Below are 21,572 nucleotides of genomic sequence, written 5' to 3' on the forward strand. Positions count from 1 at the left end.
GGTCATGCTGTTCATGGCTCGACTCCTGCCCGCCGCAGGAACACGCGGGCTTCTTCGACCTGGTATCGTTTGGCTTCCTTACCCGGATGCGGGCGGTGACAGCGCCACTGGATGCCCTGCAGCACGAAAAAAACCGAGCGAGCGCTCGGTGTCGATGGCCCCGGCCTCGTGCTCCCAGGCGTTCAAGGAATCACCACCTGCGTCCCCGGCAGTCTTGCCTTGAGCATCCCCTGCAGCGCCGCCTTCGCCGCCGCGTGGTCCATAGCGCTGGATGTCGCGCCCGGGGGTGCCGGCCGCCTGGTAGCCGACGAAGAGGATGTCGTGGCGCGGATCACCGAGCAGCGCTTTGAGGTAGTTCACCACCCCAGCGGCGATAGGGCAGTGCAATCACGCGCCGGCGCAGCTCGGCGAGCACCTGCTCGATCAGCCGCCGCTTGCGGGTGAAGCCGACCTTGAGGGCGTCTTCGAGCACCATCGGCAGCAGCTCGGCAGAGGCGGGACTGCAGAGGATCGGGCCGCGGTAGCCGGCGGCGAGCAGATAGGGCAGCCGTCCGACGTGGTCGATGTGCACATGGGTGATGACCAGGGCTTGGAGGGAGGCGATCGGGAAGCCGATCTCCAGCTGCTGGGCACCAGCGCCGTCGGGGCCGGCCTCAGCGCCTTGGAAGAGGCCGCAGTCGATCAGTAGCGAGCGCCCGTCGGCCAGGATCAGCTGGTGGCAGGAGCCGGTGACGCCGTCGATGGCGCCGTGGTGGAGCATCTGCATTGGCATGACCCTTGTTGAGCGCTGCTGCACGACTGTTGAGCGCCGCTGCATAACGGTTGAACGTTGCCGCACAACCACCCGTCGTCCCGGCCGGGAAGCCGGGACCTAGGCCATGGAGGGTGAGCGGGCGGTCACCTGCCGAGCTTTGGTTTCTGCTGCGAGGTTGCTTTCCCTCACGGGGTTACTTAGGTTTGCCAGCTGAGCTCCAGGGCGCACTGATCGCCCTCAATCACGACCTCCAAACACTGCGACGGCAGTGAACGCCCGAACTCCGGATGCCAACGATCAGCGACGAGGCGCGGCTGCCCGCCGGTCACGCCCCAGCGGACGCGCGGACCATCACCATCAGGCAGGCGCAGCACCCCCTGAGTGCCCTCGATGCTGGCCTCAACCTCCGGATGCAAATGAAAGCGAGCTACAGCCGAGCGGCAGTCACCTTCGATTCGATCCGTCACCACTAAGCGATCCTCGGCCAACTGCCACTGGCGCCGATGCACCACCCTCCCCGGCAGGCGCCGATAACCATCATGCGCTGCGGAGACAACGAGCGGCTCCTGAGAACCCTGGCCGAACTCCTGAGAAAGGGACGTTGCCTCGGGTCCGGCAAATCCAGGTCTGTCATGGTCTGAACCGGCCATGAGATCGTTAACCACGACATCAAAGGGCCGAGCACGCCGTGCGACGCGAAAGCCGCCCCAGACCTCGCTGGAATCGGCACCATCGATCTGCACCGTGCTGTGTGCGGCGGTGCCGCGCTCGGCGAGGCGCTCGGGGCCAGTGCCGTAGCGTGATGTACCGCCGTTGACGATGAGCCGTTGGCTGAATAATGACAGCTCGAATGAGAGGGTGTCGGCATGGGCGTGGCCCGGTAGGTAGTCAGGGCCGATGGGTGCGACGTCGAGCAACGCCACCGCTGGGCCGGCTTGGAGTCGGATGTAGCCTGAGTTGCGGAGCCAGATCAGCGCTGGTGTTGTTTGCGAGGGACCGTCCTTGGCCTGGATTCCGGCTTCCCGGCCGGAATGACGGAGGGAGAAGTAGCCGGCGGGACGGAGGGAGAAGTGGCCGGTAGGACGGAGGCAGCTGGGTTCGTCATATCGGCAGCGATCGAGATCGCTCGTGCGTAGCACTCTAGTTGTGCCTGCGTTGGCGCAATGCCGAAGGCGGCGTCGTTGAAGAGGCTGATCTGGCCGTCGGGGTGGGTCATGGCGGCGAGCCAGTCGAGCATGGCAACCGCCTTCGCGCGGCCGAGTGCCAGCAGTGAGGCGTCGAGCACGCCGGGGTAGACGTCGGCCAGAGTCAGCAGATCCAGCAGGTCTTCGAGCAGGATGGCGTGGTACATCGGGCTGCGCTCGAAGTGGCCGCCGTCGGCGAGTATCTGCTCCTCGAGCTCGCGGCGCAGCAGCCGTTGGCCTCGGCGCAGCCAGCGCTTGGCTTCGGGGCCAACGAAGAAGGCCCCGGCGAAGACCAGGGCCTTGGCGTTGGCGAAGAGGTGGTTGCCGAGCAGATGGTGTTCCAGCCGCCGGCTCAGCCAGCTGGTCTGGATGGCTAGGCTGTTGAGGATCGCAGTGTTTGCCTGCTGGGCGGAAGCGCTGTTGAAGCGGTCCGTTTCGTTTGTACCCGTCGTCCCGGCCGGAATCACGCCCTCCCGCAGCAGCCACTTCACCCAGTTCACGATGCGTAGCGAGGTCGGATAGGGCTCCCAGCCGTTGCCTTGACCGGGTGGGTTCTCGCTGATCCAGCGTTGGACTAAGGCGCGGTGCCAGTCGGCTCGGATCGAGTCCGCGACGAAGTTTCGCTCAGCAGTTGCGCACTGATCAGCATCGGCGTTCAGGGCATCAGCGGCGCACTGATCAGCAGCCGCATTCAGGTCATCGAAATAGTGCAGGTTGTAAAGCCAGAGTTTGTCGCGCGCGGCGTCGTTCCAGGCTTCGGGGCCGGTGACGTCTTGTGTCTGGTTTAAGAACCGGAAGCGCGCTGGGCCGAGCATCGAGATCGGATGCAGCAGCGGGAAGGGTGACTGCCCTTTGGGCTCGTCCGATGGGTTTCTGGCCGCTGGAGTGAAACGTTCAAGCTGCGAAAACGTGGTCTGTCCCTTATTTCTCTCTGGATGGAAACGTTCTAGCTGCGAAAACGTGGTCTGCGGAAACGTGGTCCGTCCTCGATTTCTGCGTCCCCGATTTCCGGGTCGCGGGCGGTAGAGCCGGAACCAGAGGCGGCCATAGAACTGAACCGGGCGCAGATGGCGCAGCGTGTGCCAGTAACGCAGCAGTTGATGCATGGTCAGGGGCAGTGCACGCGCACTTTGACCTCTGTTGCAACAACGAAACAGCCTTCCCAACCGTGCACAGGCTGAACGGCAAACAACGTCCGGATGCGTTCTGCAACGGCCCGTCGCCCAGGACTCTTCAACCGAACGAGCAGCAAGCCCGCGTGCGTTCCAGGTACAAATTGCCGGATATCAGAGAAATCCAGATCCTGAGTAATCAGGAACCGACCTGCCCGTTGCGCACCATCCCAAACGTCAGGGTCGGGACAGCCGTCCAAGCCTTCATCCATGACTGAATCGACATCGTGGCCAAACGCAGCCAGATGCGATGCAACCGCCGTGGGAATATTCTCGTCCAGCTTGATCTTCACGCGACTTTCGGCATCGGTGGTACCGGGAGATCCTCTTCCGCCGAGGCAGCCGCAAACGCAATCACAGCCTGCAGGTCGCTTGTCGAGAGGGTTGGAAAATCGGCAAGAATGTCGTCAAGCGTGCCGCCTTCCGCCAGACTGGCCAACACAGTGCGCAAGGTGACCCGGGTACCTCGGATCACCGTCTCACCGCCACAGAGGTCGGGTCGCGTTTCAAAATGCAATAAATAGCTCATCGTGTCGCCCGTTATCTCGTCTCATTAGTACTACTTTGTTATCTTGCTCTATGCATCTGATATTGTTATCATTTTCCAGGCAGCTCGTAACAAATAGATTCTGGACGTCTCATGGTCAAAACCCAAAGCCTTGCACGGCAAGATCCCTTGCGCTCGCTGAAAGAGAATCTGGCGTTTCACATTGAAGAATACCACCACCATTTCTACACAGCGACGTCAGCGAACCATGACATCGGCGAGGCGTATATCCGAGGCCTGTTTAAAACCGAAGCGAGTTGGCGCAACATGGAACGGATGAACGAAGAGCTGGATTTATCGGGTGATGGCCAACAGCGCTTGCAGCAGTTCATTTCCGACTCCCCTTGGTCTGCGAGCGCGTTAATCAGTGACATTGCGGTGAAGACCTCCGCCTTCTACGCCAGCCAACCGAGCTATCAGTGCCGGGACGTCGGCTATATCCTCGATGAATCGGCGCATCTCAAGAAAGGCAAACAGTCCGTCGGCGTTGCCCGCCAATATGCCGGTGTCAGTGGCAAGGTCGAGAACTGCCAGGTCGGCGTCTATGCCAGTTTGGTGTGGAACACCCACAGTACCCTGATCAACACCCGGCTGTATCTGCCTGAGAGCTGGACCGATGACCCCGCGCGCTGCGACAAGGTCGGTATTCCCGCCGATCAGCGCACTTTCAAGACCAAGCTCGAGCTTGCTCGCGAGATGGTCCAGGCTGATCTCAAGGCGGGCGTCGAGTTTGGCTGGGTCGGGGGTGATGGCTTCTACGGTCATGGACTGGAGCTCGGCGAGGCGCTGGATGAGATGGGGTTAAGCTTCCTGCTCGATGTCCACTGCACTCAGCAGATCTATCCCTTCAAGCCCCAGTTGCAGGTGCCGGAGCGCACCTCCCCACGCGGTGCGGCGCCGACGAAACGGCGCGCCGACGTCGAGGCGCTGCGCGTCGATGCCTACGCCCAACAGCTGCTGCCCTGCCAGTGGCAAACCGTGACCGTGCGCGATGGCACCAAAGGCCCGCTCAAGCTGGCGATGCACGTGCGGCGCGTCTGGCTCTGGGACAGCGAGGCCGAGACCCCGACCCAGCGCACCTTGGTGATCAGTCGCCGGCTCACCGACAACAAGCTCAAATACTCGTTGAGCAACGACGATGCCATCACCACGCCCATTGAGCGGTTTGCCTATCGCCAGGCCCAGCGTTATTGGGTCGAGCGCGCGTTTCAGGAAGCCAAAAGCGAGCTGGGGATGTCCGACTACCAGGTTAGAAAGTGGTTGGCGTGGCACCATCATATGGCACTGGTCATGCTGTCCTTGTCGTTCTTGGTGAAAGAGCGTATTCAGCAAACAGCATCCTGCCCACTGTTGAGTGCGCGTGACATCCGCTTGCTCATCATCGCCATGCTTCTCAATGATCCTGATGCGGTTGATCGGCGCATCGCACAGATGGATATTCGGCATGCACAACGACGTAAAGATATTGAGCGACATTACAGAGAAAATGATCCTGATAGCGCGAATGATACTGGTTGAGTCAGGGGCTCGGAATTAATCTAACAAAGTAGTACTAAGCGGCTTCGTGTCTCCCTCGACAGGCTCTACACCAAAGCCTCTCCACAAGTTATAGATGGTCGCAGGCGTGTTATCCTTTGGGATGAAAGCGACACCATCTGGATACCGCCGCGCTTTCGGACTACGCAACCAATATGGTGCAAGCGGTTGGGACTTCTCGCCAACCTCGATCGACTCGTGCTGGTGCAACAGCTTGAAGTCTTCTGCCGAGTATCGGGCAAGTGTGGGCTTGCCCGTCTCGGGGTCTTTCATCTCCCTGAAGACGCGCACCTTACCCCCTTCAGGTGCTATGAAATGGTCTCGGTTTAGGCGTTCGATTGCATTGGGGCTTGCGCTACCCCCCTGTGCATCCTGCTCGGTCGCCTCGATTGCGTTGCGGATGGTCCGCTCGCGGTAGTCCGCCCGGTCTTGCCACTTCTCGCGCTCCGCCAGTCCGCTACGGTTGAACGTCTCCTCGCTCGCTTCCATAAGCTGGCTGTCCGGCACCCCGGCCTCGCGGGCTTGTCTGGCGATCTCACAGGCGAGCGCGTGATCAGCTTCTGACTGCCCTGGATACCCGCCTACACCTTCGCCCAGGTCGCCGCTCCCGCCTTGCCAGTCGCCCGCCCACAGTTGCGGTTGCCGGCGCTCCACAGCCGCTGAGACACGTTCGACAGCTTCAGCCAGGTCAACGGGGGGCTCGCCGTCGTCCTGACGGGCTAGTGTCGGCCTCTCAGGCTGCTCTAGAGCCAACAGCCCATCAAGCAGCCATTGGGCCTCTTGGATGGTTCCGCCCTTCCAAGCCGGAACTCCCGTTACAGTGACGAAGCCTTGACCGAACAGCTCGACTCCGGGTGTCTTCTCACCTTTCGGCCAGTCTCCCGGAGCCCTAACGTTCGTCTTCTTCTGTTGCAGCAGCCAGGGTGCCCGAACGAACAGCCGTAACCCTGTGCCGCTTGGCGACTTCTCGCCATAAATCCCCTCCTTGCGCGCACGGGCCAGCAGCCTGCCGACTTCCGGCATGGCTGGAATCAGCTTGTCGATCGCATCAAGATCAATCGCACGAAGGTCTGATTCCCGCTGAATCAGAACCCCGAACCCGTCGAACCCTGCAAGCGCGTTCTTGGCTTCGTCAAAACGCATCCATCCCTCGGGCTTATTGGTGCTGATCTTGTAGCCTTGCGCGTTACAGGGCGGCTTGGTCCATCTGCCGTCTTTATCTTGCGTGGCGTTCCAGACTGCCCAAAGCCAGGCTTGCCACTCGGGCGGTATGTTCTCGGGTCTAACTTCCAGATAATCAGGCTTGCTACTCACGCGGCGTCTCCTTCCGGCTTCTTTGCAGTTGGTCGGAAGCCTTGAGCGCGTAACCGTAGCTCGCGAAGCGTGCCCTTCTCGTAGGCTTCAAACGCGGCTGCGCCATCGTCGCCGTTGGGCGTCTCAATGTTGTAGCCGTCCGGCCAGCATGAACAATGCGATGCGCGGTGCCCGTTGCCGACACCGTGTCGGCTGGTCTTGCCACACTGCGGGCACACGAAGGATGCGCAGCCGTCGGGGCCTCGTTCGACAATGAAGGTTGGTGCGGTCATTCCACTTCCTCCTTGTCGCCCCATCCGAGATAAGCGAGAGTGTGGTGTAGCTCGCCGCTCTGCGCATCCGGCACCCAAGCGCGCCCGGTAGCTCGGTCATGCAGCCCCCAGAGGAGGCCGTGCCCGTCCGTCGTGATCGGCTTTGCAGGTTCGCCCGGCTTCTCAGGGTCGACAGCCCAAGCAACGATAGGCTGATAGCGGATAACCTGCCCCATGTTGTCGTCGAAGTCGCGAACCTCGACCAGCTCAATGTTCGGGTTGGTGTTGGCGATGATGACCGGATTCATGCGGCTTCCCTCCGCCCTTCGCCCGAAAGCCAGCTCAAAAAGCCCTGCTCGTGAATGAGAATCTTTCGCCCGAGTCGGCGGATATGCGGGCTTAGGCCGTTCTGCTCCGCCGTGCGAACGTAATGCCGCAACGCGTGCTCACTCAGGGTTGGCTTCTTGGCGCCCGCGTTGACGATTTCCGCCATCGCGCCGATTGAGCGCCAGTGGTTGACGGTCGGTTGATCCATCGCTGTTACCTCATGTTTCACCGACGCGCCTTATTGCGCGTCGACCATGTGGCTAAGGATGGATGAGCGTCGTTGCGTTGGTGAGGGGGGCTAATCCCCCGATTTGTCGTTTCTAGCGTCGCCCCACAAGATGCGGTGTCGATTGCGGCGGATGCCACGCTCGGCCCCATCACCTAGTCCGCCCGCTTGGCGAGCTTGTTCGGTTGCGGCTTCGACGGTAGCCCCCGCCCGAATCAGCCGTTCAGCCTCAAATGCCGCTCGCTGGTATCTCGTCAGCCGCCACGAATGTGGCTTGCCCGGCTGATTCAGGCCAAATGCTTGATGCGCTGGCACTCCCCGAGCAATCGCCGCGAACGCTCGCCGACATTGAAACCACGCATTGAACTGCCCCAAGTGACAGCATGAAGCTTTGACTTCGCCCATCCGTGCCCATCGCCACAGGTCACGAAACATGCTTGGTTGTCGTCTTCGGGCTTGCCCGACCAAACGGTTAAACCGATCTCGGGGCTTGCGCCTGACGCTCTTGGGATCTGGCATACATCCCTGCCACAACACATCAAGCGCATCCCGCACGTTCGGCGGGACACACACCTGTGCAGCTTCGAGCGTCAGGATGAACCGTGCTAAGGCTCTTGGCGGCTCCTGCCGCCCGATCGCGCTCATTGCTAACTCTGAGACAGCAAGTCGTTGGCGACGGCCAGCACGCGAGCATGGGCGGTCTTCTCTGTCAGGTGGGCGTATCGGCGGGACGTTTGCGCTTGTTTGTGCCCCAGCACCGCGCCGATTTCGAGCAGGCTCGCCCCTGATTCAGCGAGGAACGACGCGGCACTATGCCTGAGATCATGCCAGCGTAGACCCTCGATCCCTGCCCGAGCGAGCGCGGTTGTGAAGGGTCGACGCAGGTCGACAGGTTGCTTGGCCGTGACGCGGGACGGGAACACCAGGGCGGCGGCTTCATCATCTCGGGCTTTGATCTCGATGACGTTGCTATGCTGGCGTAGCGCGCTTTGACGGGCCTTGAGTAGTGCGACGGCTTGCGGAGGTATCGGCAGACTGCGGGTGCCGCCCTTCACACTGTTTGCCGTCTCGGTGCGAACGCTGAGTACTTGTTGTTCAAGATTGAGATCACGCCAGCGCAAGCCCATCAGTTCTGAGCGACGCGCCCCGGTGGTGACAGCCAAGATGACAGCGAGGTACAGGTCGGGACTCTCGGATGCCTTGCAGGCTTCAAGTAGGCGCGCCAGCTCGTCGCGGGATAGGAACCGGGTGCGCTTGTTGTCGGCCCCCTCGGGCTTTTTGACGGCCTTCACGGGCGAGACAGACAACCAGTGCCACTCTCTGACGCAAGCCGTCAGAACGGCTTCCAGGGTCGCTAGATAGCGCCTCACGGTTGCAGGTGTGCGTTGCTTGGACTCTCCGCCCGGTTTCTTTGGCGGAATCGGCGTTGCTGCCAGGGCGTCGCGGCAACGTGCAATCTCTGCAGCACTGAGGGTTGCGAGCTTCAGGTGGCCCAGCTCACGCGCCCAATAGTCCAGGTGGCGGTTGTAGTTTGGTTGCGTGCTGGGGTTGCGGTTAGGCAGCAGTTCGCGCCGATAGCGCTCAATCGCTGATCCTAAGGTGTGCTTTTGGCCTTCGTTGGTCAGTCCGGCGGTGTCTTCGTCGATCGCCGCTTCCGTCTTGCGCGCCCAGCGTTCAGCGGCGTTGCGGGTCTTAAAGGTCTTCGTGAGGGGCTTGTGCCCTTGCTTGCGGATATAGGCTTGATAGACAGTGCCCGACTCGCGGGCTATCTTGCGGATGGTTGCCATTTGCTGCGCTCTCAGCAGGTGGTGACTCCGAGTCCCGTTGGTTGCCGCCTTCGGGGCTCACTTTGCGCTAGCGTGCGCTAGTTCGCATGGCTTCACCTTAGCACAAATTTACAGCGCAGTGTGACTCCTAGTGTGACTTGTGCCGCAAAATACCGTCTCAGGCCGCGCTATTGCTGGGGGACCATCGGACTCATAATCCCTTGGTCGTAGGTTCGAATCCTACACGGCCCACCATAAAAGCAACCACTCAATGGAAGTGATGCACGTAGCGCAGATTGAAGCGGCCGCCCTCGGGCCGGTTCTCGGCCTCGGTCTCCCAGTAGGCATTGAAGAAAAGATGGTCGTGCTTGGAGAGGTGGTAGACCAAGCCCGGGCCGAGGCCGAGCACCTGTTCCTTGCTGTCGCTGATGCGCCTGCCGTCGAGACGCTTGTCGGTGATCTCTTTTAGATAGTAGCCGTTGAGGCCGAGGCGCAGCCGTTGTGGGATCACCTCGTAAGCGCTGGCGAAGTTGAGGTGAATGGCCTGTCCGGCTTGGCTGTCATCGACGCCGAGCAGGCGGAAGGGGTCCTTGTTCTCGGCATTCCAGAGGTAATGCAGGCGCCAGGAGAGGGTCCATTTGGGCGTCGCGAAGAAGGTCGCGGCCCAGTAAGGATTGAACGAGAAGACGTTACTGCCCGGGTTGATCGCCTTATCGGCATCGTAGTCGCCGGTTGGCAACAGCATTTGCAGTTCAACCCGCTGCATGAAGCGCGGTCCATTCGCACCCATGATCGGGTCCCACTGCAGGAATGGTCCCACGAGCAAGTCGCCGAGGTTGGCACTGCTGGCCTGGATCGGGCCGTTATCCGGATCGAGCTCTAGGCTGGCATAGGGCAGCATCAGGTTCAGGCCCCACTTGCCGTTGAACAGTAGCGGCTGATCGGATTGATAGACCAGCTGGGTGATGCCGATGTTGGCGTCGACCTCGGCGGTGCGCGGTCCCTGCGGAGTCGGGATCAAGGCATTGTCGCCGTCGGCGTCCTTGAGGCGCGCGGAGCGATAAAACTGGACATATTGCTGCGCATACCAGCCCGGACCCGAGGGCGGCGCGCCATCGAGAAAGCTGGTGAAGCCTAGATTGAGGGACGGCAGATCATAGGCCGCCACGGGCTGGCTCAGCAGCAGGGCGAAGATGAAACCGCCGGCAAGGTGACGTTGACGCATCGTATTGACAGCCTCTTTGTTGTTTATTTGCCGTCGCTATCAAGCCGCAGGGCGATCGCGGAGCGCTACAGCGGATTGATGCGGTTTTGCGCTAGCTCAGCATCCGCTGCGAATCATCAGCGCCGACTCGCCTCCAGTCAGTCAATAATCGATGCAGTTCAGGCACTGATCACGACCCGGATGATCAGGCCCCAGTGATCAGCATTCGATTGCTCACACACCAAGCTGGAGACAAGACACCGATGAAGATTGCCATTACCGCTGAGACCGACGCTGGACTGGAGAGCCCTGTCGCGCAGCATTTCGGGCATGCGCCCTACTTTGTGCTGGCTGAGGTCGAGAACGGCGCAGTCACCACGACTCAGGTGATCACGAACCCCTTTGCCGAGTCGCACGAGCCCGGACAGATCCCGGCATTCATCCATGAGCAGGGCGCTGAGGTGATGATCAGCGGCGGCATGGGTGGTCGCGCCATCGCCTTCTTTGAGCAAGCTGGCGTTAAGACCGCCACCGGTGCCGCGGGTAGCGTCAATCAGGCGCTACAGGCCTATCTGAACGAGGGTCTGCAGGGTGCAGCCCCTTGTGCCGAAAGTGTCGCGCATGGTCATGCGCACCGATGACCTGATCAAGGAGCGGCGCATGTCATTGGGTCGGCGTCGCTCGTCGGCGTCGACCACCACAAGCTCGATCGCGCGGAGACACTTTGGCGGGCGCGCTCGGTGTCACCCTGAGCCGCCGCAAGTATCGCCAGGGTGCCGTGCAGGTTGAGAAAGTCCTGAACATGGATGCGTGACAGGCGGCCTTGGCGCTAAAAAGCGCGCTCTCATACTAGGCCAAAAAGATCCGCTCCAGACTACCTCGGGCGATATTCCCCCGCTGATCCTCGGCCTCGATGTAATAGCGGACATCACCGGCGCCGAGCGGAAGCTGCGCGGTCAAGTAATGTGCGCTCAGCGCCGCGCCGGTCTGCGACGGATAAGGGCCATGATCGTGCATCGGCAGGCGCTGCTCGCCGGTGTCGCTGCGCAGCACCAGCTCCACGCTCTTCAGCCCAGCGCAATCGCTGACGAAGCTATGGAGCACCGACTCGCGCGGTGCGTCGAGCAGACAGCCCTGGCCCCAACGCTTACCGCCCGGGTTCTCCGGCGTGACCCAGGGCGGGAAAATGGTCGGGCCGCGACGATCTTGGCCCGATGCGACCAGGTCGTCGATCGCCTGACCGATCCGGCTCAGCCCCAGGTTGGCGGCATTGGTGACCTGCTGATCCCAACCCGTCTGCCCAGTCCAATACCAATAGCAGCTGGTCTCGGCGGTGAGCAGCAGGCGTATTGCCTCGGCCAGCGCTGGATGATCGGGCTCACTGTCTTCAAGCGTATGCACCCGATCCTGGAACGCAGTGAGCACGGCCCAGGAGTTCAGGTCCGGCGAGTAGGGCTGGTCGTAGCGACTGAACCACTTCATGAACTGCGGGTCGCCGTTGTCGGCGCCGGCCCAGGAGCCAGGTTCGATATGGGCGACCTGGCTCGGGTCTGGCGGGAAGCGCTGCAGATAGTCCTCGGCGGTGGTCAGCTCGAAGCGCGGATCGCGCTTGAGCCAGTCGACCAGCTGGCCGGTGTTGTGATGGTAGTAGCTATCGGCGCCGCCACCGTGGTTATCGCCATCGGAATGCAGCAGGAAGAACGGCGGATGCTTGGGATCGAAGCTGCCGGTATCGACAATGCGCTGGTAGAGCTGGCCGAGGACATCGGGATATTGCAGCGCACCGAAGCCACCACGCGCATCCTCATTGCCGATATAGCGCTCCGCCGGGATGGCGATGATCTTGTGCAGCTCGCCATCGGCGTCTTCATAGCCGACATACTCGGGTCTCAGCAGGCTCGGGCTGATCTTCGACGCCGCCCAAATGTTGTGCAGCTGCAGCCAATCGTCGACAGGTGGATTGGTTTGATCGGCCGGGTTCGGCGGTAGCATGCCCTCCTCGATCCCAGCGTAGGGATAGTCCTTGCAGGCGCGGAAGCGATGGATGGAGTCATAGATCACCGCCTCGACGCCGGCCTCAACCAGCGCCGGGATCATCCGCACATGGAACGCCGTCTCCGGCGGGAACAGCACGCGCGAGGCCTCAGCGCCAAAGACGCGTTGGATCAACTCCCGATGCCAGCGGATGTTGCGCACGATATCGCGGTGCGGGATCAGCGGCATCAGCGGGTGGTAGAAGCCGAACGCCGAGAACGCCAGGCGCGGATTGCCAAGCGCGGTCTTGGCGCTGGCCATCTCGCTGAGTGCACGGTTCCAACCGCTGAAGCGCCCGCCGCAACGGCCCAACTCGTCGCAGCGCTCGAGCTGCTCGATCAGGGTGCCGCTCCAGCTGGTTGATAGTCCGCCATGATCGAGACCGCCATCACGATATTGGCGAATGGCGGCCGGCACGAAATCGGTGTAGTTGCCACCGCGCGAGCCGAAGATCTCATCCTTCTCGCCATCCCAATAGTCGGGGTTGGTGGTGTCGTAATAGGGCTGGTGCATGTGCTTGTGGATGCCGAAGTAGACCTTAACCTCTGCGCCGTTGGACTGCGCAAGCTGGATCTGGGCGCTTGGGGACCGTTGCTCGGCGCCTGCCTGAGCCGCGCCTTCACCTGTGCCAGCCGGTTCTGCTGACCCGGTCTGACCATGTCGAGCGCTGCCGGCTTCATCGCCAGCGCGCTCAAGCCGCACCCCGGCGAAGGTCTTGATCCAGTCACCACCGCCCGCCTGCTGAATCTCGGCGCGGCGGCAGCCTTCGATCTGCAGATCGAGCCGCTCGCTCGCTGCCCTGCCAGCAGGCATCGACACCTGGTAATGCCAGCGGCCACTAGCCTCCTCGGAGCCGACGATCGCCTCGCCATTGATCAGCGTCTCGCGGCCGGACGCGCGCACGATGACCTGCGGAAACGGGATCTCACCATCGGCGGAAAACGCCACCCGGAAGGCTGGGTAACTGCCATCGGCGGCAATCTCGAGTCGCGACGGACACTCGATGTTGAGGAAACGGTTAAAGACGGGCATGGGTTTGAGTCCTTGGGATCGATGGGATCTGTCGCGTCAGGCTCAGACTTCGGCCCGAGACTGAGAACGGCTTTGGTTGCCATAGCGACGGTTCAACCCATGCTGCCAAGTACAGGGCGCCTTCGCAACCAACGACAGCAGCATTTGACACTAGCATGCGTCTGCCCCATGCCGAGGACGATCGCATCGACGCAGGCAATGAAAAACCGAAAATTTGGCATTAGCTGTGCATTTACAGGGTGTCGAGATTGGCTTGCGAGGCCTGCAAGGCATCAATCAGCGCTTTTGTGCAAGCGAGCACCAGACGTGCTTCCAGCTGGCTTTTAGGCCAAGATAGATCAGAATACCAACGCCATCGGCGATCCAATCCAGCAGCGAGAAATGCCGCAGCGGCAGGAAGTGCTGCACGCTCTCAATCAGCAAGCCGTAGCCAAGCAGCAGGCCCCAACGCAGCGGGGCTTGCCGCTGCGCCGGCCAGCCGAGATCGGCCAGCCACGCCATCACCGCAAAGGCAAACAGGTGATTGGCCTTGTCCCAGGAGGCACCGATCGGATCGGCGCTTGGCAGGAAGGCCAAGTAGGCGACAATCAGCACACAGACCCAGAGTGCGAGCTGGGACAGCCGCTGCAGGGCCCATTGTGCTCGCTCAGTGTTCAACACCCGAGATCCCTCATGACTATCAATCGCGCTGAAATGCTGAAGATACTGGCGGAAGCCATGATGCCTATCGAGCGCGAATATACCGATAGCGAGCTCAGGGTGTCAGGGACGCTGCCGCCGAGCTTGAACGGTGTGCTCTACCGCAATGGGCCGGGACGGTTCGAGCGCGGTGGCGTCCCCTATAGCCATGCCTTCGACGGCGATGGCCATCTCTGTCGCTTCGAATTCGCGCAGGGACGGGTGCGTTATACCAATCGTTTTGTCCGCACTCGGGCTTACTGTGCGGAGGAGGCCGCTGGGCGCATGCTCTGGCGTGGCTTCGGCACGCAGAAGCCCGGCGGGCTCTGGACAAACGGCCTGCGGCTGCGCTTCAAGAATGCCGCGAATACCAATGTTATCTGGCACGGCAACCGCTTGCTAGCGCTATGGGAGGGTGGCGCGCCGCATCGGCTGGACCCGGTGACACTGGCCACCCTCGGCGAAGAGGATTTTGCTGGCCAGCTGCGCAATCGCTTTGATCCACTGTCCCGCTGGAACTCGCCGCTGTTGCCCTTCTCCGCGCATCCGCAGCAGGATGCTGAGACCGGTGAGCTGATCAACTTCGGGCTGGTGCTGGGACATCCGAGCCGGCTGCTGCTGTATCGGGTCGATGCCCAGGGGATGATGGCCCCCCCTGATGTGCATCAGCTCGACCGCTTCAGCTTCGTGCACGACATTGCCGTCACCGCGCGCTGGATCTGCGTGCTGCTGCCGTTTGCCGATTTCGATATCCCGCGCGCACTGCTCGGGCTCCAGAGTCCGGCAGCCTCGCTGAAGTTAGACAGGGATCGACCGATGCAAGCGCTGCTGATCCCGCGTGCTGGCGGGCCGACGCAGCTGATCGACGCGGTACCGGGCTTCATCTTCCATATCGCCGCGGCTAGCGATCGCGACGACGGCGGTCTCGATCTGCGGGTGATCCGTTATCCGAACTTTCCGGCCCTGGGCGATGTCGAGTGCTTCTTTCGCGAGGTCGAGCAGACCGATGGGCTGCCGCGACTGGAATGGCTTCAGATCGATCCCGCAGCGAATCGTTGCTCGCTCAGTCCCTGCAGCGAGGAGGTCGGATTCGAACTGCCAACCGTCAGCCCGGGCCCCCTTGGGGCCAAGCCGCGGCAGATCTATGGCATTGGCACTCCGGCAGGCCGCCGACTGCCATTCTTCAGTGCTATTCAACGTTTCCAGATGCAGACCGGTGAACTGATCCAACAGGATCTCGGGGCCGATCTTCCGGGCGAGCCCATCCCGACGGCGATGCGGCCGGATCAGGAGGACTGGCTGCTGAGCCTGGTCTACCGCGCGGCCGAACGGCGCTCGGATCTCTTAGTCCTGCGCGCGGCCGATCTGGCGATCCAAGCGTCGATCGAGCTGCCTCATGCCATCCCGCCCGGGTTTCATGGCTGTTGGGTTCCAACCAAACCTTCACCTGTTGGGTAGCTTTGCCAAACCTGCTAGAGCCTTGTTTTCGAATCGGCGTGCATCTGCGGTTTATAGGTTTACTGAAGCAGGTCAATCAGCAGGTCAATCAGCAGTTCAGCGGCCTCGGCGACACCGGTCGGCGCGACCGGCTCGGCGATGCCCTCGGCGAGCAGCTCGGCCAGCGGCTCATGAATCTGGCCGGCGGCGAAGTCGCGCGCGCTGATCTCGCGCAGCGGCACCTGCTGAGCAAGCCAGTCAACCAGCCAGCGGCTTTCCGGCCAGTCTTGGCGTTCAACCGAAAGCACCGGGATGCCATTGCAGGCGGCCTCGGCAAAGGTGCCGTAACCAGGTTTGGTGATCAATGCATCACAGCTTGCAAGCACCTCGAGGACGCTGTTGCCGTCGGCATCGATCAGGGTCAGGTCATCGCGTCCACGCCCCGCATCGGCATCGGGACTCAGCAGATGCACGCCATCCATCAAGTGCGGGCCGCCGCCGAGCTGCAAGCGGCCGGTACCACCGAACTGCATCAGCACCAGCTGTTCAGTAACGGGACGCCCGAAACGCTCATGCAAGCGGAGTGGATCACGCGCGAACGGCTGCGCGATCGGCCCGATGTCGCGCCCGTTCGGCAACCAACTCATCGGCATCGAGGGCGCGGGCCGCAAGAAGAGGTCAGCACCGCCATAGGCTCGCTGCATCCGCCGCGCCAATGCGGTCGGCAACTGATCGCCAACCGGGCTTTCAGCAAGGATGTCGTACCAGCTCAGCGAGCAGAGTCCGGCGCAGGGGATGCCCATCGAACGGGCGACATCCAGCGGTAGCCAGGGGATGTCAGCGAGCACGAGATCGGGGCGCGTCTGCTCGAATAGCCGACGCTGTTGTGCCAGATGCGCTGGGTAGTCCAGATCGAACGCCGCATAGTCCGCCAGCCCCTCGGCCCAGCGCGTCGTCAACGGGCCGTCCATCGGCAGCGGCACGTCGGCCGCTAATGGGATGTGGTGATAGCCCGCCGGCAGCCGAGCGTTGGCGAAGGCTGGGGCAATGTTGCCCTGCAGACTGATCTCGAGATCCGGGAGACGGCGCTTCAGCTCGGTCACGACCGGCGCGACCTGTGCAAGATGGCCGTAGCCATGGGCGGTCACGGCGACGAAGAGGTGGGGCACGTCAGGCCTCGAGGTGGATCGCCAACCAGGTGCAGGTGCAACCTGGCTCGGCTGATGTCGGCTCGGCTGAGGTCTGCAAGACGCGGTGCGGGGTGTGAGCCGGGATGAAAAGGTAATCGCCGCGGCTCAGCGCGATCGTCTCACCCGCGATCTCAAGGCGCGCTTCACCGCTCAGCAGCAGGACCCATTCGTCGTGGGCCTGATCATAGAGGACTGGCTCAGGCTCGCCGCTGCTGGTAATGCGCTCAATGCGCAAGTTTCGACAACGCTGCAGCTCTTCGAAGACCTCGCCTGTCGCTGGCGACGGCAGGTCAGCGAACAGGTTACCGCGTTGAGTCAGCGCCAGAATTAGGAGGCCAGTGCCTTGACGCGGGCATTCAACCGGGACTTGTGGCGCGCAGCCTTATGGGCATGGATCAGCCCTTTGCCGGCGGCGCGGTCGATCACAGGAACGGCCTTTTGGTAGGCGTCAGCAGCAGTGGCATGATCGCCAGCGGCGGCAGCTTTCAGGACCTTCTTCATCGCGGTACGCAAGGTACTGCGCTGCGCGGCATTGCGTTGGCGGTGGTTTTCAGCCTGACGGGCGCGCTTGCGTGCTTGTGCGGTGTTGGCCAAGAGTGATCTCCTAAGCTTGGCGGATCAAATGTTCGGTGGCGCTAAAACGCCTAGCCGACTATCTTCTCTCGCAACAGCCTCCGTTGTCAATCCCGAGTGTCAAGCCCGAGCGATCCCCTATAATCGCGCCTCTTTGGCTCAATCATCGCGCGTCCACGCGCCGTTAGAGGCAGCACCCAATGGCATCGCTGGCCGCGTCCATCGCCAAGGTTGGCAGCAATACCCTGCTGTCGCGCATCCTGGGCTTCGTGCGGGATCTGATCGTCGCGCGCCTGTTTGGTGCCGATGCGGGCACCGATGCCTTCTTCGTCGCCTTCAAGATCCCGAACTTCATGCGCCGGCTGTTCGCCGAGGGCGCCTTTTCGATGGCCTTCGTGCCGGTGCTCAATGAGTACAAGACGCAGCGCGGCTTCCCGGCCCTGAAGCGCTTTGTCGACGACGTCGCCGGCACCCTCGGCGCCATCCTGTTCGTCATCACCGCGCTCGGGGTGCTGGGCGCGCCGATCCTGGTGCTGATCTTTGCACCGGGCTTTGCGAGTGATCCGGACAAGCAGCTGCTGGCGGCGGACATGCTGCGACTGACCTTCCCTTATCTGCTGTTCATCTCGCTGACCGCGCTCGCCGGCGGCATCCTCAATACCTATGATCGCTTCGGCGTGCCGGCCTTCACGCCCGTGCTCTTGAACCTCTCGCTGATCGGCTGCGCACTCTGGCTGGCGCCGCAGATGGAGCGACCGATCATGGCGCTGGCCTGGGGGGTGCTCATCGCTGGCATCGCGCAGTTGCTGTTCCAGCTGCCTTTTCTACACCAGCTGCGGCTGTTACCGCGCCCAAGGCTGAGCCCGCGCGATGAGGGCGTGCGGCGGATCGTGAAACTGATGATCCCGGCGCTGTTCGGGGTCTCGGTCACCCAAATCAGCCTGCTCATCGATACCCTGCTCGCCTCCTTCCTCGCCACCGGCAGCATCTCCTGGCTCTACTATTCCGATCGGCTGATGGAATTCCCGCTCGGCATCCTCGGTGTCGCGCTCGGCACCGTGATCCTTCCCAAACTCTCGCGCCAGCACGCGGCGGCCTCGCCAGAGGCCTTTTCGGAGACGCTAGACTGGGCTTTGCGCTGGGTGCTGCTGCTCGGACTACCGGCAGCGGTTGGGCTCTTCGTGCTCTCCGGGCCGATGATCGCGACCCTGTTCTATTCCGGTGAATTCACCGCCTACGATGTGCTGATGGCCGAGCGCAGCCTGATGGCGTACTCGCTCGGACTGATGGCGTTTCTCGGTATCAAGGTGCTGGCTCCGGGCTTCTATAGCCGCCAGGACATGAAGACGCCAGTGAAGATCGCCGTGGTCGCGATGCTGACCAATATCGTCTTCAACCTGATCCTCATGTTCCCGCTCGGCCATGCCGGCTTGGCGTTGGCGACCATCATCGCCGCCAGCGTGAACGCGCTGTTGCTATTGATTGGCCTGCTCAAGCAGGGCATCTACCGGCCCCTGCCTGGCTGGTGGCTGCTGCTTGCCAAGGGTCTCATCGCGAGCCTAGCGATGGGGGTGGCACTCTGGCTGCTGAGCGGACCGACGCCATTTTGGACCGTCTGGAGCTTTCATGATCGCCTGATCCGTCTGATCGGCCTGATCCTCATTGGCGGACTCTGCTATCTGCTACTCGCGCTGGCACTCGGCATCCGACCGCGGCATCTGTTTCGGATGAACCCAATCACCACAGATCACGCAGCTTGACGCAGAGTAAACAAGGCGAAGCAGCGCCTCTCATCACGCATTCACAGGCCAGACGCACAGGATCTCTCAGGGCCATTTTTCTCGCGACAGCACAGTCAACGACGACGCGCCCTATAATCGAGGGCATTCGTTCACTGGACCGATGGACTCATAGGCATGCGGCTGATTCGGGGCCTTCATAATCTGCGCGACCAGGATCGCGGCTGCGTGGCAACCATCGGCAACTTCGATGGCGTGCACCTTGGCCACCGCGCCGTGTTCCAACGCCTGCTCGCGCAAGGCGAGGCGCTCGGGCTACCAGCCACGGTGATCACCTTTGAGCCACAGCCGATGGAGTATTTCGCGCCGGCGGTCGCACCTGCCCGCTTGACCCGGTTGCGCGAGAAGGTGGCAGCCATCGCCGACGACGGGATCGAACGCATCTTGCTGCTCGAGTTCGGTCCGCGACTGGCCGAGATGGACGCGCACGACTTCATTCAGCAAGTGCTCGTCGATGGACTCGGGGTGCGATTCCTGCTGGTCGGCGACGACTTCCGCTTCGGCCACAACCGTTCGGGCGACTATGCGTTGCTCGAACGCGTTGGCGCCGAACTCCCGCCCGAGCAGCGCTTCGAGGTGGCCAATCTGAAGACCATCACGCACGCCGATGAGCGCATCAGCAGCACCCGTATCCGGGAATTGCTCGCCGCCGGCGATTTCGAGCAAGCCCGACAGTTGCTCGGCCGACCATACCGGATCTGTGGTCGGGTCGGACATGGAGACCAGCGCGGGCGCACCATCGGCTTCCCCACTGCAAACATCGAGCTTCATCGACGCATCAGCCCACTGCGCGGGGTCTATGCGGTCTGGGTCCAGGGTGTCGCTGATGACCCCTGGCCTGGTGTCGCCAACATTGGCCGCCGCCCAACCTTGGCTGGAACCGATGAACGGCTCGAGGTGCATCTGTTCGACTTCGACGGCGATCTCTATGGTGCGCATCTCCAGGTCGAATTCGCCCTGCGCTTGCGCGATGAACAGCGCTTCAACTCATTCGAGGCCTTGAGGGCGCAGATCGAGCGCGATGCTGAATCAGCACGGGCCTGGCTCGTCGACGCGTCGAGGCAAAGCTCAACACAGTTGCCGTTGCCAGAACGCCACAAGCCCTCAGACATTGTCCAGCACGCCTTCGGCCCCAAGCAAGGGATCGACCTGGGAGAGCGCAAGCGGTTTGGCTTGGATGGGCCCGCATCACCAGACTCAGAACGCTAGAGCCGATCCAGATAGGCAGCACCACCGAGATTGCGCATCTGGCGCTCGATCCAAGCGGCCTTGCGGCGCACCTGCGGTGACGGTGAGTCAACGCGGTAGATGTTCGGATTCGGCAGCACGGCGGCGAGCAAGGCGGCCTCGGGCGTGCTCAATGTGAAGACAGGCCGATCGAAGAACCGCCAGCTAGCCGCGCCCACGCCATAGGTATCCGGCCCAAATTGGGCGATATTCAGGTAGACCTCGAGGATGCGCTGTTTCGGCCAGAGCCACTCGATCATCAACGTCAACGGCGCCTCGAGGCCCTTTCGCAGCCAATCGCTGCCGGGCCAAAGGAAGAGGTTCTTCGCAGTCTGCTGAGACAGGGTGCTCGCACCACGAAGCGAGCCGCCATTGCGCCAGCGCTCCAGCGCGTTCTTCATCTCCACCAGATCAAAACCAGTATGCGTTGGAAAGCGCTGGTCTTCAGCAGCAATCACCGCGAGCTTGACCTCGGCCGGAATCTGATCGGCGGAAACCCATTCGTGATAGACGCGTTTCTCCGCAGTGGCCGGGGCCTCTGCCAGGAGCCAATGACGAATCATAAAGGCCGAGGTGGGTGGATCGACCCAGCGCAGCGCCAGGATGGTTGTCGCCATCAGCAGCAATAGAACAGCGGTAGCGGCTGCGACTGTTTTGAGAAATCGACTCAACGAGATCAAGTCCCGCTCAGGCGCGGCGGCCACGGGGGGCGTATTCGAACCATCCGGTGATGATGTACTTGAGTCCATCCTTGTGCGGCAAGCCGCGGTGAGTATGTGTGAAGCCCGCTGGCCAGATCAACGTCAGCCCCTGCTCAGGCTTGACCTTGAGAGCCTGATGGAGGAATTCGGTTTCACCACCTTGCTCAACAGAATTCAGATAGGTCATCCAGGCTAGGACACGGTGCGCGACATCCGGATGAGCGTTCTCATAGTGCCAGGCATGGTAGGCCTGCCCTTCTGGATAGTAGCGCTGAATATTAAAGCTGTAGACGCCGTGCTCGAAGGTCTTTGGATACTGCAGTTCGGTAAAGCGCTCGGTGTAGGCACGATGAGCCTCTGCTAGACGCTTGAAATAATCCTCGATCGTTGTCGAATACTTTTCCCGCAGCTTCTCTGGCACTTTCGCTGAGTGCAGATCGGTTGAGTCCTTGCGCTTCTTATCAACGTGCACCCCAGTTCGGCCCGGGGCTGTGACCTTACGCTTATCCGCGTCTCTGAACAGCGCGACCAGGGCGTCGCAAGTCTCGGTAGGGATGAGCTCAGAATGACGAGCAATGAATTCCATACTCAGGCGTCGGATCACGTTTCGTTGGGCTAGC

Annotated in this window: 24 protein-coding genes; 5 read left to right on the forward strand and 19 right to left on the reverse strand. The window is 61.9% G+C overall.

Going from position 1 to position 21,572, the window contains the following annotated elements; translation table 11 throughout:
• Positions 1-78: 78 nt before the first annotated feature.
• From CKO42_RS03855 to CKO42_RS03875, 6 genes are all read right to left on the reverse strand, one after another.
• Positions 79-360: a hypothetical protein gene (locus CKO42_RS03855; protein ID WP_242479101.1), complete on the reverse strand. Its 282-nt coding sequence runs from the start codon at positions 358-360 to the stop codon at positions 79-81.
• Positions 332-766, reverse strand: coding sequence for an MBL fold metallo-hydrolase (locus CKO42_RS03860; RefSeq protein ID WP_338034840.1), 435 nt, complete (start codon positions 764-766; stop codon positions 332-334). The genes CKO42_RS03855 and CKO42_RS03860 overlap by 29 nt, the downstream gene beginning before the upstream one ends.
• A gap of 185 nt (positions 767-951) precedes the next feature.
• Positions 952-1,677 (reverse strand): heparinase II/III domain-containing protein, encoded by a 726-nt coding sequence (locus tag CKO42_RS27110; protein ID WP_338034841.1) that lies wholly within the window; start codon positions 1,675-1,677, stop codon positions 952-954.
• Positions 1,678-1,724: 47 nt separating this feature from the next.
• Positions 1,725-3,044, reverse strand: coding sequence for a heparinase II/III family protein (locus tag CKO42_RS27115; protein ID WP_242479102.1), 1,320 nt, complete (start codon positions 3,042-3,044; stop codon positions 1,725-1,727).
• 2 nt (positions 3,045-3,046) lie between these two features.
• Positions 3,047-3,403 (reverse strand): DUF5615 family PIN-like protein, encoded by a 357-nt coding sequence (locus tag CKO42_RS03870; protein ID WP_200239548.1) that lies wholly within the window; start codon positions 3,401-3,403, stop codon positions 3,047-3,049.
• Complete coding sequence (locus CKO42_RS03875) at positions 3,400-3,639, reverse strand: DUF433 domain-containing protein (RefSeq protein ID WP_200239551.1); 240 nt, start codon at positions 3,637-3,639, stop codon at positions 3,400-3,402. The genes CKO42_RS03870 and CKO42_RS03875 overlap by 4 nt, the downstream gene beginning before the upstream one ends.
• 111 nt (positions 3,640-3,750) lie before the next feature.
• Here CKO42_RS03875 and CKO42_RS03880 point away from each other — a divergent pair, with 111 nt between their 5' ends.
• Entirely contained in the window at positions 3,751-5,175 is a 1,425-nt protein-coding gene (locus CKO42_RS03880) for an IS701 family transposase (RefSeq protein ID WP_200239556.1), read from the forward strand.
• A gap of 15 nt (positions 5,176-5,190) precedes the next feature.
• Here the strand turns inward: CKO42_RS03880 and CKO42_RS03885 are convergent, their stop codons facing one another.
• From CKO42_RS03885 to CKO42_RS03910, 6 genes are all read right to left on the reverse strand, one after another.
• Positions 5,191-6,507: a hypothetical protein gene (locus CKO42_RS03885; RefSeq protein WP_200239561.1), complete on the reverse strand. Its 1,317-nt coding sequence runs from the start codon at positions 6,505-6,507 to the stop codon at positions 5,191-5,193.
• A complete protein-coding gene (locus tag CKO42_RS03890) occupies positions 6,504-6,779 on the reverse strand; it encodes a hypothetical protein (RefSeq protein WP_200239566.1) in 276 nt (91 codons plus the stop codon). The genes CKO42_RS03885 and CKO42_RS03890 overlap by 4 nt, the downstream gene beginning before the upstream one ends.
• Complete coding sequence (locus CKO42_RS03895; protein ID WP_200239571.1) at positions 6,776-7,066, reverse strand: hypothetical protein; 291 nt, start codon at positions 7,064-7,066, stop codon at positions 6,776-6,778. The genes CKO42_RS03890 and CKO42_RS03895 overlap by 4 nt, the downstream gene beginning before the upstream one ends.
• Positions 7,063-7,293 (reverse strand): hypothetical protein, encoded by a 231-nt coding sequence (locus CKO42_RS03900; RefSeq protein WP_200239575.1) that lies wholly within the window; start codon positions 7,291-7,293, stop codon positions 7,063-7,065. The genes CKO42_RS03895 and CKO42_RS03900 overlap by 4 nt, the downstream gene beginning before the upstream one ends.
• Positions 7,294-7,958: 665 nt before the next feature.
• A complete protein-coding gene (locus tag CKO42_RS03905; RefSeq protein ID WP_200239580.1) occupies positions 7,959-9,098 on the reverse strand; it encodes a tyrosine-type recombinase/integrase in 1,140 nt (379 codons plus the stop codon).
• A 247-nt stretch (positions 9,099-9,345) separates the two neighbouring features.
• Positions 9,346-10,302, reverse strand: coding sequence for a SphA family protein (locus CKO42_RS03910; protein WP_200239583.1), 957 nt, complete (start codon positions 10,300-10,302; stop codon positions 9,346-9,348).
• Positions 10,303-10,544: 242 nt separating this feature from the next.
• Between CKO42_RS03910 and CKO42_RS03915 the strand changes: the two genes are divergently transcribed.
• Entirely contained in the window at positions 10,545-10,922 is a 378-nt protein-coding gene (locus CKO42_RS03915; RefSeq protein WP_200239587.1) for a NifB/NifX family molybdenum-iron cluster-binding protein, read from the forward strand.
• A gap of 208 nt (positions 10,923-11,130) precedes the next feature.
• Here CKO42_RS03915 and CKO42_RS03920 read toward each other — a convergent pair whose 3' ends face one another.
• Positions 11,131-13,347 carry a polysaccharide deacetylase family protein gene (locus CKO42_RS03920; protein ID WP_200239591.1) on the reverse strand — a complete coding sequence of 739 codons (2,217 nt, stop codon included), beginning with the start codon at positions 13,345-13,347 and terminating at the stop codon, positions 11,131-11,133.
• Positions 13,348-13,623: 276 nt separating this feature from the next.
• Positions 13,624-14,004, reverse strand: coding sequence for a VanZ family protein (locus CKO42_RS03925; protein WP_200239597.1), 381 nt, complete (start codon positions 14,002-14,004; stop codon positions 13,624-13,626).
• A gap of 15 nt (positions 14,005-14,019) precedes the next feature.
• On the opposite strand from CKO42_RS03925, the gene CKO42_RS03930 reads away from it, so the two are divergent.
• A complete protein-coding gene (locus CKO42_RS03930; protein WP_200239601.1) occupies positions 14,020-15,483 on the forward strand; it encodes a carotenoid oxygenase family protein in 1,464 nt (487 codons plus the stop codon).
• 59 nt (positions 15,484-15,542) lie between these two features.
• Here CKO42_RS03930 and CKO42_RS03935 read toward each other — a convergent pair whose 3' ends face one another.
• From CKO42_RS03935 to rpsT, 3 genes are all read right to left on the reverse strand, one after another.
• Positions 15,543-16,631: a glycosyltransferase family protein gene (locus CKO42_RS03935; protein ID WP_200239603.1), complete on the reverse strand. Its 1,089-nt coding sequence runs from the start codon at positions 16,629-16,631 to the stop codon at positions 15,543-15,545.
• A gap of 1 nt (position 16,632) precedes the next feature.
• Complete coding sequence (locus CKO42_RS03940; protein WP_338034843.1) at positions 16,633-16,887, reverse strand: cupin domain-containing protein; 255 nt, start codon at positions 16,885-16,887, stop codon at positions 16,633-16,635.
• Between the two features lie 92 nt (positions 16,888-16,979).
• Complete coding sequence (rpsT, locus tag CKO42_RS03945) at positions 16,980-17,246, reverse strand: 30S ribosomal protein S20 (RefSeq protein ID WP_200239606.1); 267 nt, start codon at positions 17,244-17,246, stop codon at positions 16,980-16,982.
• A 179-nt stretch (positions 17,247-17,425) separates the two neighbouring features.
• Between rpsT and murJ the strand changes: the two genes are divergently transcribed.
• Both murJ and ribF read left to right on the forward strand, forming a co-directional pair.
• The gene (murJ, locus tag CKO42_RS03950) at positions 17,426-18,985 is read left to right on the forward strand and encodes a murein biosynthesis integral membrane protein MurJ (RefSeq protein WP_200239608.1); all 1,560 of its coding nucleotides are present in this window, start codon (positions 17,426-17,428) and stop codon (positions 18,983-18,985) included.
• 156 nt (positions 18,986-19,141) lie between these two features.
• Positions 19,142-20,233, forward strand: a complete 1,092-nt coding sequence (gene ribF / locus CKO42_RS03955; RefSeq protein WP_200239611.1) for a bifunctional riboflavin kinase/FAD synthetase — start codon at positions 19,142-19,144, stop codon at positions 20,231-20,233.
• On the opposite strand, the gene mtgA is transcribed toward ribF, so the two are convergent.
• Positions 20,230-20,955, reverse strand: a complete 726-nt coding sequence (mtgA, locus tag CKO42_RS03960; RefSeq protein ID WP_338034844.1) for a monofunctional biosynthetic peptidoglycan transglycosylase — start codon at positions 20,953-20,955, stop codon at positions 20,230-20,232. The genes ribF and mtgA overlap by 4 nt on opposite strands.
• On the reverse strand, positions 20,939-21,538 hold the full coding sequence (locus CKO42_RS03965; protein WP_200239615.1) for a 2OG-Fe(II) oxygenase: 600 nt from the start codon (positions 21,536-21,538) through the stop codon (positions 20,939-20,941). Before CKO42_RS03965 ends, mtgA begins: the two co-directional genes overlap by 17 nt.
• Positions 21,539-21,572 lie beyond the last annotated feature (34 nt).

It is taken from the genome of Lamprobacter modestohalophilus (genome assembly GCF_016583905.1).
Taxonomy (GTDB): Bacteria; Pseudomonadota; Gammaproteobacteria; order Chromatiales; family Chromatiaceae; genus Lamprobacter; species Lamprobacter modestohalophilus.